Source organism: Inquilinus limosus, assembly GCF_051487185.1.
Lineage (GTDB): Bacteria > Pseudomonadota > Alphaproteobacteria > DSM-16000 > Inquilinaceae > Inquilinus > Inquilinus limosus_F.
Genome location: NZ_JAHVDK010000042.1, coordinates 26,996 through 46,863 on the forward strand (window position 1 = coordinate 26,996; position 19,868 = coordinate 46,863).

At 67.8% G+C, this 19,868-nt stretch carries 17 protein-coding genes and 1 pseudogene; 10 read left to right on the plus strand and 8 right to left on the minus strand.

The window, feature by feature from the left end; translation table 11 throughout:
- Positions 1-149: 149 nt before the first annotated feature.
- Positions 150-476: pseudogene (locus KXR53_RS32930) on the plus strand (transposase); the annotation flags it as partial.
- A 508-nt stretch (positions 477-984) separates the two neighbouring features.
- Here the strand turns inward: KXR53_RS32930 and KXR53_RS32935 are convergent.
- Entirely contained in the window at positions 985-1,614 is a 630-nt protein-coding gene (locus tag KXR53_RS32935) for a VOC family protein (RefSeq protein ID WP_437379858.1), read from the minus strand.
- Between the two features lie 108 nt (positions 1,615-1,722).
- Positions 1,723-2,211 carry a DUF6130 family protein gene (locus tag KXR53_RS32940; RefSeq protein WP_437379859.1) on the minus strand — a complete coding sequence of 163 codons (489 nt, stop codon included), beginning with the start codon at positions 2,209-2,211 and terminating at the stop codon, positions 1,723-1,725.
- 130 nt (positions 2,212-2,341) lie between these two features.
- Here KXR53_RS32940 and KXR53_RS32945 point away from each other — a divergent pair, with 130 nt between their 5' ends.
- The 3 genes from KXR53_RS32945 to KXR53_RS32955 all read left to right on the plus strand — a co-directional run bounded on the left by KXR53_RS32945 (position 2,342) and on the right by KXR53_RS32955 (position 6,056).
- Complete coding sequence (locus KXR53_RS32945; protein WP_437379860.1) at positions 2,342-3,247, plus strand: LysR family transcriptional regulator; 906 nt, start codon at positions 2,342-2,344, stop codon at positions 3,245-3,247.
- A gap of 759 nt (positions 3,248-4,006) precedes the next feature.
- Complete coding sequence (locus KXR53_RS32950) at positions 4,007-5,146, plus strand: DUF4158 domain-containing protein (RefSeq protein ID WP_437379861.1); 1,140 nt, start codon at positions 4,007-4,009, stop codon at positions 5,144-5,146.
- Complete coding sequence (locus tag KXR53_RS32955) at positions 5,085-6,056, plus strand: Tn3 family transposase (RefSeq protein WP_437379862.1); 972 nt, start codon at positions 5,085-5,087, stop codon at positions 6,054-6,056. The genes KXR53_RS32950 and KXR53_RS32955 overlap by 62 nt, the downstream gene beginning before the upstream one ends.
- 577 nt (positions 6,057-6,633) lie before the next feature.
- Here KXR53_RS32955 and KXR53_RS32960 read toward each other — a convergent pair.
- Positions 6,634-7,188 carry a GNAT family N-acetyltransferase gene (locus KXR53_RS32960; protein ID WP_437379863.1) on the minus strand — a complete coding sequence of 185 codons (555 nt, stop codon included), beginning with the start codon at positions 7,186-7,188 and terminating at the stop codon, positions 6,634-6,636.
- Positions 7,189-7,385: 197 nt separating this feature from the next.
- Here KXR53_RS32960 and KXR53_RS32965 point away from each other — a divergent pair, with 197 nt between their 5' ends.
- Complete coding sequence (locus KXR53_RS32965) at positions 7,386-8,060, plus strand: response regulator (protein WP_437379864.1); 675 nt, start codon at positions 7,386-7,388, stop codon at positions 8,058-8,060.
- 25 nt (positions 8,061-8,085) lie between these two features.
- Here KXR53_RS32965 and KXR53_RS32970 read toward each other — a convergent pair whose 3' ends face one another.
- The 4 genes from KXR53_RS32970 to KXR53_RS32985 form a co-directional block, all read right to left on the minus strand.
- On the minus strand, positions 8,086-9,510 hold the full coding sequence (locus KXR53_RS32970; protein WP_437379865.1) for a TolC family outer membrane protein: 1,425 nt from the start codon (positions 9,508-9,510) through the stop codon (positions 8,086-8,088).
- Between the two features lie 8 nt (positions 9,511-9,518).
- A complete protein-coding gene (locus tag KXR53_RS32975; RefSeq protein ID WP_437379866.1) occupies positions 9,519-10,280 on the minus strand; it encodes an SDR family NAD(P)-dependent oxidoreductase in 762 nt (253 codons plus the stop codon).
- Positions 10,281-10,380: 100 nt separating this feature from the next.
- Entirely contained in the window at positions 10,381-13,524 is a 3,144-nt protein-coding gene (locus tag KXR53_RS32980; RefSeq protein WP_437379867.1) for an efflux RND transporter permease subunit, read from the minus strand.
- Positions 13,521-14,723 (minus strand): efflux RND transporter periplasmic adaptor subunit, encoded by a 1,203-nt coding sequence (locus KXR53_RS32985; protein WP_437379868.1) that lies wholly within the window; start codon positions 14,721-14,723, stop codon positions 13,521-13,523. The genes KXR53_RS32980 and KXR53_RS32985 overlap by 4 nt, the downstream gene beginning before the upstream one ends.
- Positions 14,724-14,828: 105 nt before the next feature.
- Here KXR53_RS32985 and KXR53_RS32990 point away from each other — a divergent pair, with 105 nt between their 5' ends.
- From KXR53_RS32990 to KXR53_RS33005, 4 genes are all read left to right on the plus strand, one after another.
- Complete coding sequence (locus tag KXR53_RS32990) at positions 14,829-15,266, plus strand: hypothetical protein (RefSeq protein WP_437379869.1); 438 nt, start codon at positions 14,829-14,831, stop codon at positions 15,264-15,266.
- 131 nt (positions 15,267-15,397) lie between these two features.
- On the plus strand, positions 15,398-16,756 hold the full coding sequence (locus tag KXR53_RS32995; protein WP_437379870.1) for a sensor histidine kinase: 1,359 nt from the start codon (positions 15,398-15,400) through the stop codon (positions 16,754-16,756).
- A gap of 489 nt (positions 16,757-17,245) precedes the next feature.
- The gene (locus KXR53_RS33000) at positions 17,246-17,533 is read left to right on the plus strand and encodes a DUF1330 domain-containing protein (RefSeq protein WP_437379871.1); all 288 of its coding nucleotides are present in this window, start codon (positions 17,246-17,248) and stop codon (positions 17,531-17,533) included.
- A gap of 79 nt (positions 17,534-17,612) precedes the next feature.
- A complete protein-coding gene (locus tag KXR53_RS33005) occupies positions 17,613-17,801 on the plus strand; it encodes a hypothetical protein (protein WP_437379872.1) in 189 nt (62 codons plus the stop codon).
- A 252-nt stretch (positions 17,802-18,053) separates the two neighbouring features.
- Here the strand turns inward: KXR53_RS33005 and KXR53_RS33010 are convergent, their stop codons facing one another.
- Positions 18,054-19,076, minus strand: a complete 1,023-nt coding sequence (locus KXR53_RS33010) for a ketopantoate reductase family protein (RefSeq protein WP_437379873.1) — start codon at positions 19,074-19,076, stop codon at positions 18,054-18,056.
- A 393-nt stretch (positions 19,077-19,469) separates the two neighbouring features.
- Here KXR53_RS33010 and KXR53_RS33015 point away from each other — a divergent pair.
- On the plus strand, positions 19,470-19,868 hold a 399-nt coding region (locus tag KXR53_RS33015; protein ID WP_437379874.1), incomplete at its 3' end, for an alpha/beta fold hydrolase.

Sequence of the window (19,868 nt, forward strand, 5' to 3'; positions counted from 1 at the left end):
GCCCATTCACGTCAGAGCCATGCTGGCGTGGATGGTCGTGTCCCGGTGGATTGGCGTAGTAGGCGGCTCCGGCGGCTGGGATGGGGTGGTCATCGGCGATTTCCCGGTAGGGTCGGGTTTGCGAGAGCCAGCCTGATCAAAGACCACCGATGACCGGCGAGATGATGAGCCTGCAAGCGCTTGTGGAGAAGACTCCGGACGCGGATCTGCTGCGGGAGATGATCAGCTTCGCCGCCGAACGGCTGATGGAGCTGGAAGTGAGCGGGCTATCCAATGCCCGCTATGGCGAGAAGAGCACCGAGCGGCTGGTTCAGCGCAACGGCTATCGCGAGCGGGATTGGCAGACGCGGGTCGGCACCGTCGAGCTGCGCATCCCGAAGCTGCACCGCAGCAGTTACTTTCCAGGGTTCCTGGAGCCGAGGCGGAAAGCCCGCTTCAAGTTCGAGAGACAACTGCAGCGAGGCTCGCCAAAAGGCGGCAGCTATTTCGGTCTCTGCAAGTGCAGATGACAAGTTCAGCGGGCAGAAGTTAATTGTAGCAGGTTGCAACGGACAGAAGTTAAGCGCAGTAACTTCAGGCTTCCGCAATCCGTCAGGAATCAACTCTTTGTGGAGTTCACTGCCGCAAACGAACCGGTAGTCATGACCCGAAGGCGACGCCAGGGACTGTTACATCAACGACCGCTTCGTGCCACTTTGCCGACCTCGCGGGAGTCATACTCGATCCTCGGCCACATTCGTCGAGAGTGCCGTTCGTGGCCTGAAGCGAGGCGGTCGAGCTTGGCGACCAGGACTGCGGCACACATAGGCAGTCAGTTTGGCCGGCCGTCAATGGTCCAGCTTCGCCCGGGCGTCATCTCTTCCTGCTCCACCTTCGTTGCTTCCGGTGGACCGCGTATCCCGGATATCTCGAGGGCAAGATCCGGGTAGCTCCAGGTCTCGCCCTCGTCGCTCACTCGGCCGATGACGGCTGCGTCGCCACCGCTCACTGCGGCAGCGGCTTGCCGGCCTGCTCGTTGACCATGTACTCGGCATACCAGTCTGGCCAGTTCGCATCACGCTGGCCGCCTGTCCGCTTCTCGTGCTCGCCGTGTGCCGCCTCGGCACGTCGCAGCGCGCTTGCGAGCTCGGACGGCGAGGTGAAAGTCGTCAAATCCGTGTCAACACGTCCGGGCAATCGCACTGTGACCTCCTGGACCAGCCAGCCGTTGCCGTCCGGATCGCTGAACGAGACGTACGAGCGGTAGCTGTTACGCTCGGGTTCGAGACCGCTAAGCCGGCGCCGCCCCAACAGGTAGGGCTCGTCCGTACCCACAAACACGTCGCCGGCGTTGTGAAAGACCTGGCTGACCTCAACGCTGCGGCCCAGCAGGTCGTTGCGGGCGGCTTCGATGTCAGAGACCACGAGGTATAATCCCTGGGCGGAGCCGGGCGCCGCAGCGGTGACATTCTTGCCGAAAAGCACCGAGCTGCCAGAGCCGGGCGGCGTGAACTGGACAACCCGCCAGTCGTCACCGGAGGCGAAGTCGGCGTCGAGCCTCCATCCCAAGCCGCCGTAGAAGCGCTTGGCACGATCGACGTCCGAGACAGGGATGACGACGAACTCGAACTTCATGTCCACCGCCCCAGCCTTCGGGGCGTCGCTCGCAGCCTCGCTGCGTGCCAACTCAGTAGTACTGCCCATTTTGATCTCCTTGACGTTGAAATGGTTTCAGAAGCGGGTTCATTTCGCGACATGTTCATGTTGCGTTGGCGCGGAGGCAGGCACGGTGAACCGCACGGTCACCACCTGTCCGGGAATGACGTTGTGGTTGGCGTCGACCAAGGCGATGGTCACCTTGTGGTCGCCCGGCGGCAGCCCTGCGATGTCGACCGTATTGTTGTCACTTGCATCCGCCCACCACCAGGGAAGGTCATCGACAGTGACGTGCAGGTGCCCGATACGCGGGGACACCGCCAGCGCGCCCGCACCGAACACCGGTGCGATGCGCAGGTTCTCGACCCGGTACTGGGCCCAGAAGACGCCCTGGGCCAGTCCTTCGGCAAGCGGAGGGTCCACGATCAGCTTGGGTGCGGGCTCGTTCTCGATGGCGACATACGGCGTGGCACCGCGGATCTCTCTCGCGGTTGGGGCAGCGTCCTGGGCGAAGCCGCTCGTTGCGAGCACGGTGCCAGCCGCGGCGGCGGCAAGCGTCCTTATGAGAATGGTCATAGCAGTCTTCCTTGCGAGTAGAGTTGGGATTTGCCGACGAATTTCAGCGCCGACGCGCACAATATGGACGCTCCCAAATCCGGCGATCAGACGGTAAATTCGGGAGGCATCCTTCCAATGGTGAAAGGCTATGGACCGCCTCGAAGGCATGACCATTCTCCTTGCCGCCGTAGACACGGGGAGCCTCTCCGCCGCCAGCCGCCAGCTCCGCCTTCCCTTGGCGACGGTCAGCAGACGGGTTTCGGAGCTGGAGGAGCACCTGAAAATCCGCTTGCTGCTGCGGGGCCGCCGCACAGTGACGCTCACCGACGCTGGGCGCGCCTACGCAGCTTCGTGCCGGCGGATCATGGAAGACATTGCGGAAGCCGAGCGCGCTGCCGCCGGCGAATATCTGACACCCCGGGGGGAACTGACTATCAGCGTGCCCCAAGTCTTGGGGAGACTCCATGTCATGCCGGTCGTCGCGGAATTTTTGCGTGCGTATCCCGATATCCGCATGCACGTGCAGCTGGATGATCGGAACGTGAACCTGCTGGAAGACGACGTCGATCTCGCCTTGCGCATCGGCGAGCTGCCCGACAGCAGTCTGATCGCCACGCGTGTCGCGTCGATTCGCCAAGTGCTGTGCGCCAGCCCGGACTATCTAAAAGTACGGGGTGTACCAAAGACGCCAGCCGATCTGTCAGCGCACGACTGTATAGCCTACGGAGAGCTGGTGCTCGGGAGCAATTGGGATTTCCTCTTGACAGGCACCCGGCAGATCATACCGATCCCGTCCCGGCTCGTCGTGAACTCGGTCGAAGCAGCGGTCAGCGCCGCAACCGCCGGGGCCGGAATTGCCAGGGTGTTGTCATACCCGATTGACGACTTGGTGGGATCGGGCGCACTCGTGATATTGGTGGAAGAGTATGAACCCTCGCCTATACCGGTGAGCTTCATCTACCCCAGCCAACGCCAGGTGCCACTGAAGCTACGCGCCTTCCTCGACTTTTCGATCCCGCGTCTGAGGGATCGGCTCGGCGCGCAACCCCGCTGATACTTGTCGCGAAGACGAGGTTCGGTTTCCAAGAGCCGTCCGTCGCAAATCACGTTGGCATGCTTCGGCTTGTCCCTGTCGGCACCACGGCTCTCGGCATCGCAGCCACCCGACCACCAACGTCGCCCCGCAGTGCTGCCTTCGCGATGTAGGAGCCTTAGCGGCATCTACGGACATCCGCATCAGGCAATTACAAGACCTTCGCGCTTGGAGGTGCGAAGGTCTGTTCGTGGCGCCACTTGCCCCGGTCGCGGGAACGTATGGCGGAGCCACTCTGCTGCGACCTTCCCCCACCGGTCACTGCACTTTCTTTTGCCGGTTGCACTTCACTCTCGAACTTGACACCCGCATCGGCAGGAGGTGGGCAAGCTTCATCCGCCATCCCTGACGAGACGGAGGCGGGCCAGCCTGCTTCTGCTGTTGTCGCTGGCGCGCTGTAGCAGCGCGCGGACCTGAACATGCTGGGCGATGACGTCCTCGGGGTCGCGACAAGAACTGTCCGTAGGCCTCCGACAACTCAGCTCAAAACAGGAACGTCGAAGTCGGGGCATCAGGTCTGCTGTTCGCGTGGCTGTGAGACCCGATGGTGTTGAGCTCTCGTCGGCGACCGCCGATCGGACCCGGCGGCGGTCCGCCGCAAGCGTTTCGAAAGCCTCTACCGGAATTGATCTGGACGGTCGGCGCCTATTCAAAGTGATTCAGTGCCCTAGCCCGAATCTCGGCTACGGTCGCGCGTCCATCGCTGAACAGAGATCGATCGTGTCGCGTCGTCCCTTGCTGAAGGCTGATCGCTGGAATGCGCTGATCGCAGCACTAAAGGACGAGAGGGAGTTGATCCAGCACTGCACATTGGATCCGGCCGATCTCGACCTCGTGATGGTGAAGCGGGCGCCGCACAACCGCCTTGGTCTCGCTCTCCAGCTCTGCTTGATGCGACATCCCGGTCGAGCTTGGCTTCACGACGAGGTGCTGCCGGAAGCGATGGTTGCCTTCGTTGCCGAGCAGATCGGCGTTTGTCCCGAAGACCTGGCCGAGTATCGCCACCGGGAGCAGAATCGCTGGGAGCATGCCGCTGAAGCGCAACGCTATCTTGGGCTGCGTGTCGCCGGCCGCGACGATCACCGCGCGGCGCTGGCGGCGGCTCTCGATGCCGCCGACACCACCGATCAGGGGCAGCCGATCGCCGAGGCCATGATCGCGGCCTTGCGGGACCGGCACGCCGTGCTGCCGGCGGCCGACACGCTCGACCGCATCGGCCGCGCCGCCCGGGTCCTGGCCCGTCGGCGCATGGAGGCGGCGCTGCTTGACGGCCTGCCGGCGGAGCGGCTGGACGATCTCGATCGGCTGCTCGCAGTAGATCCCGCGATCCGGATCACCCGCTTCGCCTGGCTCAAAGCCCCGCCGGAGGCCCCGGGCAAGAAGAACCTGCTGGCGCTGCTGGAGCGGCTGCGCGTCATTCGCGACTTCGGCCTCGATCCTCGGCGCCGCGAGCGCATCCATCCCGACCGCTGGCGCCAGCTGGTGCGCGAGGGCGAGGTGACGCCCGCCCATCTCGCGGCCGATCTGAACGCCGGTCGCCGCCGCGCCACGGTCGCGGCCCAGATGATCGCGCTCGGCTTCCGCCTGACCGACGCGGCAGTGGCGATGTTCTGCCGGCTCGTCGGCCGGCAATTCGAAGGCCCGATCGCGCCGCAATCAGCGCCATCTCGAGACCGGCCGGGCCGCTGGGGAGCTGCTGCGGCTGTTCCGCGACACCCTGCGCGCGCTCAGCGAGGCCAACGAGAGCGACGGCGACGCCATCGAGCTGTTGCACGAGCGGATCGGATGGCACCGCCTGATGCAGGCCCAGGCGGAGCTGGAAAGTTTCGAGGCCGCGGCCGAGCCGGATCCGCTCCTTGAGGTCGCCGGGCGGTCGGATATGGTCCGGCGCTGCGCCAAGGCGGTGATCGAGGCCTTCGTCTTCCGATCGGCCCGGCGGCGTGATCCCCTGCTGGCGGCCCTGGAGCTGTTGCGGCAGCTGTACCGCGAGGGCCGCCGGGGAGTGCCCGCCAAACCGCCGGTCGGGCATCTGGCAGACCAAGTCCGCAAGGCGATGCTCGCCGCCGGCAAGCCCCGCAAGCTGTACGAGGTCGCGACCCTGGCGGTGCTGCGGGACCGGCTGCGCTCCGGCGACGTCTGGGTCGAAGGCGGCCGGACCTTCCGGCCGCTCACCGCCGACCTGGTGCCGGCGTCGACCGTTGCGGCCCGCAAGCAGGCGGACGATCTGCGCCTCGGCGTGCCGCCCGATCCTGTCGCCTGGCTCGCCGAGAAGCGGCACGAGCTGGCCCTCAAGCTGCAGCAGCTGGCGAATCGTGCCCGCGCCGGCAAGCTCACGGGTGTCCGCCTGGCCGACGGCAAGCTGGTGGTCTCACCGGAGCGCTCGACCGTGCCCAAGGCGGCCGAGGCCGCCAAATGGCTGATCCTCGACCGGATGCCGCCGGTGCGGATCACCGAGCTGATCGCCGAAGTCGACGGCTGGACCGGCTTCTCCGAGGCGTTCACCCATCTGCGCACCGGCGACCTGCCGCGCAACATCCAGGCGCTGCATGCCGGCATCCTCGCCGACGCCACCAATCTCGGGCTCAAGGGCATGGCGGACGCGTCTGCTGGCGTCACCGCCCGCCAGATCGGCTGGTGCCGCCAGTTCCATGCCCATGACGCGGCGTTCAAGACCGGCCTCGCCCGGATCATCGCAACCCGGCGCCCGGCTCCCTTGCCCGCCTGCTGCCGATCGACCCGGCGACGATCGCCGGGCTGGACAAGCAGGTGAACCGGGCCTCCGGGCCAGGGCCGGTTCGTCCCCATTGCGGTCACTCGGGGGCCAGCCAGCCCGCTCCGAACCGGCCATTCCGGATCGCCGTAGCGGCGCTCCAAACCGGACACCAGCGCTTAGGCCGAATCGCCCCCAATTGACGACGTTCGGAGCCTTTGGGGATATGGCACGCGCGACGAGCTGGAGGCCGCAGGCGCGGATGATCTCGTAGCGGAACCGGCGGGCCTGCCAGCGGCTGCCCTGGCGGGAACAGGCGTCGAGGTCGATTGGGTGTAAAGCACCCGCTCTACGCGTATTGTGATGCCCGATCTTAAAGTGGCGCGATGGCTGCTCATGATGCACAACGCGCGTGCGCTCTATCCGCTCATAAAGATATGAGATCTTCTTGCGCTCATTGGTATTAACATTGTCAATGCGAGCATAAATAAGAAATAATATTGCAATGGATATTTGCAGCGACCATGATGCAGTTGATCTATGTTTTGTCGCCGCAGGAAATTTCCCGCATTCTAGTCCGATCTGGCTGCGTCGTCACAAGTCGCACGGTCGCAGCCTGCGCCGCGGCGACCGTCCGCTACTCGTCAGAAGTCTTGATCCGGCTTGGCGCGTCCATGATTTTCTCGAATCGAAACATCTCGCCTCCACTGCGCAGTTCGTCCCCACCGATCTTATGCGAGTCCGGATGGTACCTGCAGAAAAACTCCACAATCTGGAAGCCACACTTGTTGATGTAGAAGTGTATATTTCGCTTCTCGAAGTATGGTGTGTGCGTCTGCCAAATCAGTGTTTCAGGATATCGCTTCTCGATCGCGCGCCATGCCTTCGAACCTAAACCACGGCCATGCCGCGCCAATGATATGAAGAAGAGATCAAGCGAGTTGTGGTTTGTAGCCCTGTCGATCGTCACGACCGCGCCACCGACATTCTCCCCGCCGGAAAGGACGTGCAAAACCTCCGCATTGGGGGCGGCGATCGACTGGTCGAGATCGTCATCAGACGGAATAGGGCCGTCGAGCAGGGAGCCGAACTCGTCAATGACGGCCGCCGCGAAGGCTGCCTGTAATTCTCTCTTGAAAACAGGCAGGTCGACGGTGAGAACGGATTCGAGGGTGATGACGTCGTCATTCATGTCGTTGTTTCCAAACCAATGTGCCGAGGGCGGTAGCCGTGGTCAGTCAGAGACGCCCCTCAGGAATCTTGAGTCACCGAGCGCCCGTGTGGGAAACGCGAATTGACCCGTAGGAGGGCCAAGCGGAGCCGCGGGCGTACTCGTGACTCAATGTGGCCGCGATCAGGCGGGATGCAGGGTGGTCGGCGGAGATCGTGATGCGCGTGCTTCTCGTCGAGGATGAGCCGGAGATGGCCGCGGTCCTGGCCGCGGCCCTCGCGGTGCGGGATTTCGTGGTCGATCGCGCCGCCTCGCTGGCCGAAGCCGAGGCCGCGGCGCGGTGCGCGGAGTATCGCGTCATCATCGTCGACCGGCATCTGCCGGACGGCGACGGGCTGAGCCTGGTGCGATCCCTCCGCCGGTCGGGCGTCGGCGTGCCCGTGATCGTGCTGACGGCCCGCGGCGATGTCGGCGACCGGGTCACCGGCCTCGAAGCCGGCGCCGATGACTATCTCGCCAAGCCCTTCGCCTTCGAGGAGCTCCTGGCCCGACTCCGCGCCGTGCTGCGGCGGCCGCCGGAGGCGCGGCCGGATTTCGCCCGGCTGGGCCGGCTGGAATTCGACCTGGGCCATCGCGAGGCGCTGGTCGACGGCCGTCCGCTGCCGCTGCGGCGGCGGGAGCTGGCGATCCTGGAAGCCCTGATCCAGCGCCGGGAGCGCGCGGTGCTGCGCGAGACGCTCGAATCCGCCGTCTACGGCCTCGACGACGAGATCCAGTCGAACTCGCTCGACGCCCATATGTCCAGGCTCCGGCGCAAGCTCGCCGAGGCGGATGCCGGCGTCGAGATCCGCAGCATCCGCGGCGTCGGGTATCTGCTGCGGGCCGCACCGTGACAGGAGGCCGGCGACAGGCGGCCGGTCATCCATCGACCGAGGTTCCCCACCAGCGGGACCGGGTCTTGCGGTAATCCGGCTCCGGATCATAGACCTCGACCGGCAGCGCCAGGTCGCGCGCGGTGAGGATGCCGATGGCGGCGCGGAGCCGATAGCCGGCGACCACCTCGTTGCGCCGCGCCTCCACCAGGTTGAGTTGGGCGTTGAGCAGGTTCTGCTGCTCGGTCAGGACGTCGAGCACCGTGCGCGAGCCGACCTGGGCCTCCTGCCGCAGCCCGTCCACCGCCATCGTCTCGGCCCTGACCGCCACCTGGAACGACGTGATCGCGGCCCGCGCGGTGACCAGGGACTGCCAGGCCTCGACGGCGCTCTGGATCGCCTGGCGCCGCTGGGCCTCGATCTGGATCCGCTTCTGGCCATGGGCATAGCGCGCCTGACGCACCATCGACTCCTGATTGCCCTGGGCATAGAGCGCGATGGTCAGCTGGGCGACGATCGCCGCGGAATCGATGCGGCTCTGCACCCCGCCGCCCGACCGCGGATGGGACACCGTCGAATACTGCCGCTGGATCCGCGCCTGCAGGTCGATCGACGGCAGCAGGGCGCCGAACTGCAGGTCGATGGCGTCGGCCGCCGCGCGCTCGCTGAACAGCGCCGCGACGATGCCCGGATTGTTCTCCTGGGCCTGCCGGATCGCATCCTGCATCGAGGCCGGCAGGCCGGCCGGCGCGGCCGGTGTCTCCAGCATTTCCGGCGGCCGGCCGATGACGCGCTCGAAGACGGCGCGGCTGGTGCGCAGCGTGCCCTCCGCCTCGACCCGGCCGGCGACGGCGCTGGCCAGGCCCGCCTCGGCCTGGCTGACATCGGTCGGGGTCACCTCGCCGACATTGAACCGGTCGCGGGTCGCCTGCAGCTGCTGGCCCAGCACCGCCTCGTTGTTGCGCCGGACATCGAGCGCCGCCTGGGCCCGGACCACGTCGGCATAGGCGGTCGCGGCGTCGAGCAGCACCGTCTGCTCGGTGGTCCGAACGACGGCGCGGGTGGCCATGACCGTGTTCTCGGCTTGGCTGACCGCGGCCTGGGTGCGGCCGCCATTGTAGATGTTCTGGTTGACGGTGATGCCGAGCGTGGCCGGGTTGACCTCGTGCCACCGGCCGTCCCGGCCGCCCGAGGACAGGGCAGCGCCGCCGCGCTGCCCGTCGGTCTGGGTGTTGGTGAACTGGCTCTCGATGCTGGCGCTCGCGCTGACCGACGGCCGATAGCCGGACAGGGCCTGGGCGACCCCTTCATTGACCGCTTTCAGGTTGGCGATGTCGGCGGCGAGGTCCGGATTGGTGGCATAGGCCGACGCCAGCGCCTCGGTGATCGACTGCGCCGAGGCCGTTCCCGCGGCGGGCGACAGCACGATAACGAGCATGGCCGCCCGGAAGCGGCTCCACCCAACTGCCATGATCGGTTTCATCTCCGTTGTCTCACATCGTCCGGGTTCAGCCGCCCGTCGATGATCAGCTCGGTGCCGGTGACGTAGCGCGCGTCGTCGGAGGCCAGGAACAGCACGCCCTCGGCGATGTCCTGCGGCGTGCCGGAATGGCCCATCCGGACCGAGGTACGGGTTATCGCCGCCGGCGGGCTCCCGGCGGCGCCGATGACCGGAGCATCGATCGCGGTGGGGCGGACGGAATTGACTCGGACCCCGTTGCGCGCGCCGACGCAGGCGAGCGCCCTCGCCTTGGTCAGCAGCGTGATCTCGCCCTTGCCGGGAGGGCGGTAGGGGAAGCGCGGATTGCCCGCATGCGTGTCGGTCAGGGCGACGTTGACGACGGCGCCGCCGCCGGACCGCGCGATCGCCGGAATCGCATGCTCCAGCCCCAGCGAAAGCGCCAGGAGGCCGGAGGCGCGCTCCCGCCCCAGATCCGTCCACGCCGCGCCGGCGTGATGGCCGAAGACCGGGACGCCGACGGTGTTGACCAGCACGTGCAGCGCCCCGAAGCCGGACCAGGCCGCCTCCACGAGGTTCCGCCACGAGGCCTCGTCGCCGATGTCGTGGCACTGGAAGCCGACGCGGCCGCCGGCATCGCGGATCATCACCGCCGTCTCGACCCCGCCTTTCGGGTCCCTATCGGCGGCCAGCACGGTCGCGCCCTGCAGCGCCAGGGCCAGCGCGCTGGCCCGGCCGATCGGGGACGCCGCCTCCGTCACCAGGACGACCTTTCCAACCATCCGCCCCCGGACGGCTCTCCCCGCCGGCGGCGGCCGGCGGAGCGCCCGGGTGTCCCTGCGCCTAGCCCGCGGCCGCTCGTCGGGCGGGGGGAAATAACGCTCATGCATGTCGGGCCTCCTGTCGGGCGGCGGCAGCCTCTTCTGCCGCGCGGTCGGCCTCGGTGACCGAGGTCAGCCGGCCGAGGCGGGGCGCCAGCCAGGCGCGCAGGTCGTCCATCAGCGTGAACACCGCCGGCACCAGCACCAGGCTGAGCGCGGTCGAGGTGACGAGGCCGCCGATCACCGCCGCCGCCATCGGGCCGCGGAAGCCGGCATCGGCGCCGAAGCCCAGCGCCGCCGGCATCATGCCGGCGATCATCGCAAGGGTGGTCATGACGATCGGCCGGGCCCGCACCAGGCAGGCCTGGATCAGGGCGGTGCGCCGGTCGAGCCCCGCCCGCCGTCCCTCGATCGCGAAGTCGACCAGCAGGATGGAGTTCTTGGTGACGATGCCCATCAGCATCAGCAGGCCGATCACCGTCGACAGGTCGAGCGCCGCGCCGATGCCGAGCAGCGCCAGCACGGCCCCGATCGCCGACAGCGGCAGCGCCACCAGGATGGTCACCGGCTGCAGGAAATCTCGGAACAGCAGCACCAGGACCGCCAGCACCACCAGCAGGCCGGCCAGCATCGCCCCGCCGAAGCTGGCGAACATCTCGTCCATGGATTCGGCGTCGCCATAGGCCGGCCGCTCCACCCCCTCCGGCAGCTGCGCCAGCGCGGGCAGCGCCTCGATCGCGGCCAGGGCGGTGCCGAGCGGCACGCCGTTCAGGTCGGCGTCGACCGAGACCCGGCGGCGCCGATCGAAGCGCTCGACCTCGGCATCGCCGGCGCCGAAGCCGATCTCGGCCACCGAGGTCAGCGGCACGGCCCCGCGGTCGCCGGCCACGCGCAGCTGGCGCAGCGCCTCAATGTCGGCGCGGGCCGCGCGATCCAGGGCCACGCGGATCGGGACCTGGCGGTCGCCGAGGTTGAACTTGGCCGAGTTGGCGTCGGTGTCGCCGATCGTGGCGATGCGGGCGACGGTGCCGATCGCCTGGGCCGAGACGCCGAGCCGCGCCGCCTCGTCCGGCCGCGGGCGGATGCGGATCTCCGGTCGCGGCAGCGGCTCGGCCGAGCGGACATTGGCCAGGACCGGCAGGCCGCGCATCTCGCGCTCCAGCGCCCAGGCGGCGGTGCGCAGCTTCTCCGGGTCGTCGCCGGTCAGCACGATCGACACGTCCTTGCTGCCGCTCTCGCCCAGGAAGGTGAAGCGGATGTCCGGGATCTGCGACAGCTCGTCCCGGGCCGAACGTTCGAACGCCTTGCGGGTCAGCTGGCGCTCGCCGCGTGGCTTCAGGATGATGACGAAGCCGACCTTGGCGACATCCCCGCCCGAAGCGATGGCGTCGGCCGCCGCGGCGCCGCCGGCCTCGCCGATGGTGGCGAAGACGTGGTCGACCTCTGGCCGCTGCCGCAGCTCGGCCGTGATGCGCCGTGCCACGGCGTCGGTGTCGGCCAGGGTGGCGCCGGGCGGCAGCTCGACCTGCAGGTTCGAGATCCGGCTGTCGCTGTCCGGCAGGAAGCCGGAGGGCAGCAGCGGCACCAGCAGCAGCGACCCTGCGAGGAGGGCGCCGGCCGCGGCCAGGGTGGCGCCGCGGTGGTCGAGCGTCCAGTTCAGCAGCCGGACATAGCGGCCGTCCGGCCGCGACGGTGCGGCCCCGGCATCGCCGCCCGCCGCCGCCCGCTTCGGCTGCAGCAGATAGGCCGCCATCAGCGGCGTCAGCAGCCGCGCCACCAGCAGCGAGGCGAGCACGGCGACCGCCACGGTCAGGCCGAACTGCTCGAAATACTGGCCCGTGACGCCGCCGATGAAGCTGACGGGCGCAAACACCGCGACGATGGTGAGGGTGGTGGCGACGACGGCGAGGCCGATCGCGTCGGCCGCGTCGATCGCGGCGCGGTAGGGCCGCTTGCCGAGATGCAGATGCCGGTCGATGTTCTCGATCTCGACGATCGCGTCGTCGACCAGGATGCCGATCACCAGGGTCAGCGCCAGCAGCGAGATGCTGTTCAGGGTGAAGCCCAGCAGGTCCATCGCCCAGAAGGCCGGCAGGATCGACAGGGGCATGGCCACGGCCGCGATCAGCGTCGCCCGCCAGTCGCGCAGGAACAGGAACACCACCAGCACGGTCAGCAGCGCGCCTTCGATCAGCGCCGTCATCCCCGCATCGTAGCTGTCGCGGGTGTATTCGACGGTCGAGGCGATCTCGCTGATGGTGACGCCCGGCGTCCGGGTCTGGAGTTCGGCCAGGCGCGCGGCGACGCCATCGCCCACCACGGTGTCGCTGGCACCCTTGGCGCGGTAGACGGCGAAGGCGACCACCGGCTCGCCGTCGAGCCGGGTCAGCGAGCGCTGCTCCCCAGCGCCGTCGGTGACGGTGCCGAGCGTGGCGAGCCTGGCCCAGCGGCCGTTCGGCAGCGCGATCGGCGTCTCGGCCAGGGCCGTCACGGTGCGGGCGCCGCCGAGGGTGCGGATCGCCTGCTCGCGGGCGCCGATCTCGCCCCGGCCGCCGGGCACGTCGGCGTTGGTGCTGCGCAGCTGGGCGTTGACCTGGTCGGCGGTGATGCCGAGCGCCACCAGCCGGTCGGGGTCGAGCTCGACCCGGATCTCACGGTCGACGCCGCCCAGGCGCTGCACCTTCTGCACTCCGGCCACGGCCAGGAGGTCGCGGGCGATGCGGTCGTCGACGAACCAGGACAGGTCGACCGCCGACATTTCCGGCGCGCGCACGCCGTAATAGAGGATGGCGCCGCCTTCGACGTCGAGGCGGGCGATGATCGGCTCCTCGATGCCCTGCGGCAGGTCGCTGCGGATGTTGGTCACCGCGTCGCGCACATCGGTGGTGGCGCGGTCCGGGTCGATGCCGATGCGGAACTCGACCGTGGTCGAGGAGGTGCCGTCGGCGATGGTCGAGGTGATGTGGCGCGCCCCGGCCAGGCCGGCGACCGCACCCTCGACCCGGCGGGTGACCTGGCTCTCCAGCTCCGACGGCGCGGCGCCGGCCTGGGTGACCGTGACCGTGACGATCGGGAATTCGACCTTGGGGTTGGCGTTGACCGGCAAGCGCAGGAAGGACCACCAGCCCGCCAGGGTCAGGACCGCGAACAGGACGAGGACCGGGATCGGCCGGCGGATCGACCAGGAGGAGAGGCCGGAGGTCATGGCTGGCCGTCCACCGGCCGGAACAGGGCGGGCATCCCGTCCGCCATGGTCACTCGGTCGCCCTCGCGCAGGAACGCCCCGGCGCTGAGCACCACGCGCTGGCCGGCGGCGAGCCCCTCGCGGATCTCCGCCCAGCCGTCCTGGCGCAGTCCGACTGTCACCTCCTGGCGGGCGACGGTGCCGTCGGCGGCGACCGTGAGCACCGCGCTGTCGCCGAGGTCGTCGCGCTGGATCAGTGCCGAATCCGGGATGACGACGGCGCCGTCGCGGCGGTCCGCCACGATGGCGGCTCGGCCGAACACCCCCGGCCGCAGCCGCGGGTCGACCGGCAGCGCGATGCGCGCCCGGCCGAGCCGGCTGTCCCGGTCGGCCTTCGGGGCCACCAGCCGCACCTGGCCGTCGAAAGCCTCCTCGATGCCGGCGACCCTGATCCGGGCCGGCTGGCCCGCCGCCAATGCCGGCAGGTCGACCTCGGGCACCTCGGCCTCGAGCTCGACCTCCCCCTCGCGGATCAGCTTGACCAGCGGCCCGGAGCCCGCCAGCGCCCCGACCCGGGCGGCGCGCTCGGAGACGATGCCCGCGGTCGGCGCCCGGATCTCGGCCCGGCCGAGCCGGGTGCGGGCGTCGTCGACCTTGGCCTGCGCCTGCGCCACCTCTGCCCGCGACACCTCCAGCATCTTGTCCGCCGACACCGCGGCGGCGCGCCGCTTGTCGTATTCCTGCGGGTTGAAAGCGGTGGAGCCGCGCAGCTGCTCGATGCGCCGGAAGTTGGCCGTGGCCTCGGCCTGCGTCGCCTGATCGCGCGCCAGCCCGGCCTCCGCCCGCAGCACCGCCGCCTCAGCATCGTGCAGCGCGGCGGTCAGAAGGTCGGTCTCCAGCCGCAGGATCACCTGGCCGGCCGCGACCCGGTCGCCTTCCTCGACCAGCACCTGGGCGATGCGCTGGCCCTCGATCGCGGTGCCGATCGCGATCTCCTCGCGCGGCATCACCGTGCCGGTCAGCGACAGCGTCCGTTCGATCGGGCGCTGCCGGGCGACGGCGACCGAGACCACCGGCCGGGCCTGACCGGCCGGCGCCATGGCCGATCCGATGCCGTCGGCGCCGGTCATCACGACGGCCGTGGCCGCCAGGGCGGCCGCTCCCAGGCCGAATATAACTGTCAGCCAGGGCCGCGGGCGGCGCCGCACGGCTTCCGTCACGGGTCGTTCCGCCGGGCTCGACGGTCGGCTATCGGGCATGTCCATTCCGCTCTGGTTGTTCGAGCTGGCGGAACTCGTCAGGGGAGCTCCGGCCTGCCGACGGGGATGCGCAGATCGCGCGGGGTATGGGTGGTCCTGGAAGGGTTGCGAGGGCCGTCGCGGCGCTACGGCCTGCTGACGGAAGCGCCGCAGACCGCCAGGGTATCCCTGGGCTTCAGCGCCGCGGCCAATCGCTGGGATCCCCATGCCATGATCAGCGCAGCCCCGACCACGGCCAAGATCGCCAGCGACATCACCGTGCGCCCCATCGGGTCCGCCGCGGTGACGGGCTCGCCCGATGCCGCGGGTATTGCGCGCCTCGACGACCGTCCATCGACCATGTCTCTCGACCTTCTGCCGCCGGATCGTGGTTCGCCCTGGCGACGCCATGGCGTGACATTCCCCTTCGGGCTATGTCTCGATCCCCCACGGCAAATGCGCCCCCAGCATTGCCCGAACATTGCACGCGATGTTCTGCCAGCCTTGCCGGCCAGGCGGCTGTGAAGAATGAGCCGGGCATGCATCATTGTGCTGGCGACGAGGTTCGATCCCCGCTTCAGTGGGTAACGGCCGGACGGGCTTGGGCCTGGGCCGGCGCGGCCGTCGAAGGAGAACCGAATCGTGCGGAGGCTGGCATGGCTCGCCGTCCATCCCTGACGCGGCGGCTGATGCTGCGCCTTTCCGCGCTGCAGATCGTGTCCGTCGTCCTCGCGGTGATCGCGACGCTCCTGCTGCTGGCGGAGGCGCAGGACCGCGAATATTCCGGCGCCCTCTACGCCGCCAACGTCCTGGCGAAGAACGTGACGCAGGCGGGGGATGGAGCGTTGATGCTGTCGGACACCCCGGCCGTGCAGCAGATGAGGCGGCGGACCGCCTCCGGCTTCTGGTTCCGCATCACCGACGGTACCCGGACGATCGCCGAGGGGGATGGGCCCGCGGGCATCCTCTCGGTCACCGAGGCCATGCAGGGCGGCGTCAACTATTCCGAGCTGAACACGCCGGACGGAAAGTTCATCGGCGCCCTGCAGGCGACGAGCACGCCGGAAGGCCACAGGGTGCTCATCGCCACCGGCCCGATCGACATGGGCCTCTGGCCGTTGATCGACTTCTCCGTCGACCCGGACAATATCTATTTCGTGTACCTGGCCCTGGCGCTGGTCATCGGGACAATCATCGCGGTGCCGCTGACCGTGCGCTCCGCGCTGAAGAATCTCGGTCTGGTGGCCAACGCCGCCGCGCGCATCGATCCGGACCGGCGCGGCAACCGGCTGCCGATCGAGCAGGTGCCGCGCGAGATCACGCCGCTGGTGGCGGCCGTGAACGAGGCGCTGACCCGCCTGGATGCGGGCTATGAGCGGCAGCGCCGCTTCCTGGCCAGCGCCGCGCACGAGCTGCGGACGCCGATCGCGATCCTGAAGCTCAGGCTCGAGGCCTTCGGGGAAGAGCCGATGAAGGCCAGCCTCGGCCGCGACCTGCTGCGGCTCGAGCTCATGGCCGACCAGCTGCTCGACCTGGAGCGGTTGCGCAGCCGCACCAGCCTGTTCTCCGCCGTGGATCTGGTGGCCCTGGCCCGCAAGGTGGCAGCGGATCTGGCGCCGCTGGCGATCGCCACCGGCTACGACCTGGTCGTCGATGCGGAGGAGGAGCGGGTCGAGGTCGACGGCGACAACGCGGCGCTGGAGCGTGCGACCGCCAATCTGATCCACAACGCCATCCAGCATGGCGGCCAGGCCGGCACGATCGTCGTGCGGGTCGAACGCGGCGGCAGCATCGTCGTCCAGGATGAGGGGCCGGGTATTCCTCGCGAGGAGCGTGAGCGCATTTTCGAGCCGTTCCATCGCCTGGCCGGCGGCGCCGGCTCCGGGCTAGGGCTCAACCTGGTGTCGGAAATCGCCCAGGCCCATGGTGGTCGAGCGATCGTCCGCGACGGTCCCCGCGGCGGAGCGTCGTTCCATCTGGATCTGAGGCGCCGCACCGGGACCGGAGCTGGCTAGACAAATTTCCGCAGCCGCACAGATGTACCGATAACGTCGCGAGCAGGTCTCTGCCGTGTGCTGTCCTCAGGTCGTCTCCGGTTCTCCGCTGACCTGAATGTCATCCTGCGCGGCATCAAGATCCCGGCCAAATTCGACATGTCCGCTATCTGAGCCCATTTTGTTGTCCGGTTTGGGTGTGCCTCGTCAGGCTGATCTAGCCAGCGACGGCGGGATTCATTGGCTCGACGTCGTGTCCGGTTTGGGGCCACTACACGGGTGACCGCTTATGGCGCACCCGGGCCGCGCCAGGCCGGCAGGGAAGGGTGAACAGCGGTCCCACGCCCGGCTCCGGAGAGCAGACATGGCCGGCTTCGACCCTACGCGGAGGTTCAAGAGCGGGTTCGAGATGCGCATCGGAGTCGCTTCTGACACTGCCCAGAATCGTCGACACGCCATCCAGCAACGCGTGATACGCTCCTAAGCCTCGATGTCAGGGGAAATCAGGCGATGCCAGCGTATCTAATTGCCGATACCCATGTGACGAACTCGGACCAATACGAAGAATACAAACGCCACGCAGCGCCACTCATTGAGCGGTTCGGAGGGCGCTATCTTGCTCGTGGTGGAAAGCATGAAGTGCTTGAAGGGGATTGGGAGCCACATCGTCTCGTTGTGCTGGAGTTTCCCGACGTAGCGTCACTCAAAGCTTGGTATGACTCGGCCGAATACGCACCCATCAAAGCCATCCGACAGGGCGCATCCCAGTGTCGCTTGATCATGCTTAAAGGCATTTAGCTTCACCTAGGTGCGGGTTAGAAGGGAATTTCCCTCTGCGTCCTTGGCACGCTTCATTTGCGTCGGTTTCTGGTAACGAGTGACGCGATCGATCGATGCCGACGGCGACGCCGGCAACGGCAATATCGCCTTCACCTCCATTGGCGGCAACGCCTCCTCCGGTCAGGCCGGCGATTTGTGCTTCGTCAACAACGGGGTGAGGCTCACCGAGCCCAACACCGACGTCGACGACGACGGCTGTGCTGACCTGTTGATCCCTGACCGGTAGCCAGCCCGAAGAGTGGATTTAGCCATAGGTCGCAAATGGCCTATCGATGATTGCTGCCGAAGGTCTGCTCGGTACCCTTCCCGGGTCGCGTCCGGTCATGTCCGCTTTGTCGAGCCGGCTGGGACGGCTGCTTTCGGGCGCACTCCGAGGTCCGGGCTGACTGAAAAGGGCAGGATTCTACGGGATCGAGCGACGTCCGGTCTCGACAGGCCTCAGCACTGGCCGGAAATGGCGCTCCTGAGCCACCTAGCGTCAGCTGGAAACGCGGGCCTGCCAATTTGACGGCACCTCGTCGGCGGCACGCGCAGCGACTGCCTGCAAGGAGAGCGCCACCATCAGCTCCAGCATGGGTGTCGGAACGCCGGCCATTCGTGCCAGTCTCAACGGCAGGGTGAATAGCGCCTCTGTTTCCAGGCGGCGGCCGAGCTCCAGATCTACCAGGATCGAAGGCTTGTGATCGGTGTCCAAGAGACGGCCGACACGCTCCTCCGCACGCCCCTCGAGCGGATGGCCAAGAATCGCCCCGGCCACTGCTATTCCTTCTTCGACGATCCTGACCGAGGCGGCTCGCACCGTCGGGTCGGCGAAGGTTCGCTTCATGCTTTGGCGGCTGAGCAGACACAGCGGCCCCGAGGCGATGTTCGTCATGAGCTTGGCCCATACCGCCGCGCGGATCTGGTTCGTTGGTTGGCACGGCAGGCCGCCGCATTCGAAGAGACCGGCCATGGCGTAGAGGCGATCGCTCATCCGACCATCCGGCTCGCCGAGAATCAGCTTCACGGAAGCATGCTTCGATTCGATGACCCCAGGCTCCACCACGGTACTTCCGGTGTAGATGACGCTGCCGATAGTGCGGCTCACGCCGACCGTCTCATGCAGCAATCGATCGGGGTCCAGGATCCCCGCGAGCGGCCGCGCGAAGGGGCCGGCATCGCCATCCGCGTACCACCATGGAATGCCGTTGGTCACGAAGACGATGGGCACGTCGGGCGGTAGCGTCGCCGCCAGGGCGCGGGCGACATCGAGGATCGCATGCGCCTTTACGGAGACTATGATGGCGTCTTGCCCGTGGAGATCCGCAGGATCGTCCAGGACGTCGGGCCGGACTTGAGTGACGCTTCCATCAGAGTGCCGGACGGTGAGGCCACGCGATGCGATGGCCGAGCGTTGCTCACCACGTGCGACCACCGACACGTCGGCGCCACTCTTCGCCAGATGAGCCGCGAGCAATCCGCCCACCGCGCCAACACCGTAAACACAGATGCGGTTGAACACGTCATCTCCATGGGCACCGGCCGCCGGGGTCCGTTTTGTGCCGGCAGGTTCCGATAGACGGCCAAAAAGAGGCCTGCAGGTTCATTCGTAACAGCATGAGTCCTGCATGCCATCTATACGAAGGTATTGGACGTTCAGCCAGAACGGCTGGCCAGGACAGACCTATGTTGGGTAGAGGAAGCGACGTTACTGATGGCAGATTGTCTTGCACATCGTCTGGGAACATTAGAAATCGTGAGAAATGCCCATGAGATATACAATATAGATTCCGCCCAGAGATCTTTCCCGGCCGATAGGATGTCATCAAATCTCGACCGGCCTCCGACGTGCCGTCGGGACGTGGAGTCGCGCGATCCGATCCCGACCACGCTGCCAGAGCCGAAGGAAACCCCCATGCCCGAAGATATCGATCTCCCGCGCCGCCGCCTGTTCGGCACCGCGCTGATGACCCTGGCCGCCGCCCCCTTGGTCTCGGTCGGCCCGGCCGCCGGGCAGACCACCGCCCCCGCAGGCAAGGCCGCCATCCCGTCCGGCGCCACCTTCGGCCCGCTGAAGCAGATCGACGCCGGCGACCTGAACGTCGGATACGTCGAGGCCGGCCCGGCCGACGGACCCGTGGTCCTGCTGCTGCACGGCTGGCCCCACGACATCTACAGCTTCGTCGACGTCGTCCCGGTCCTGACGGCGGCCGGCTACCGGGTGATCGTGCCCTATCTGCGCGGCTACGGCAGCACCCGGTTCCGGTCGGAGGCCACGATCCGCAACGGCGAGCCGGCAGCCCTGGCCGCCGAC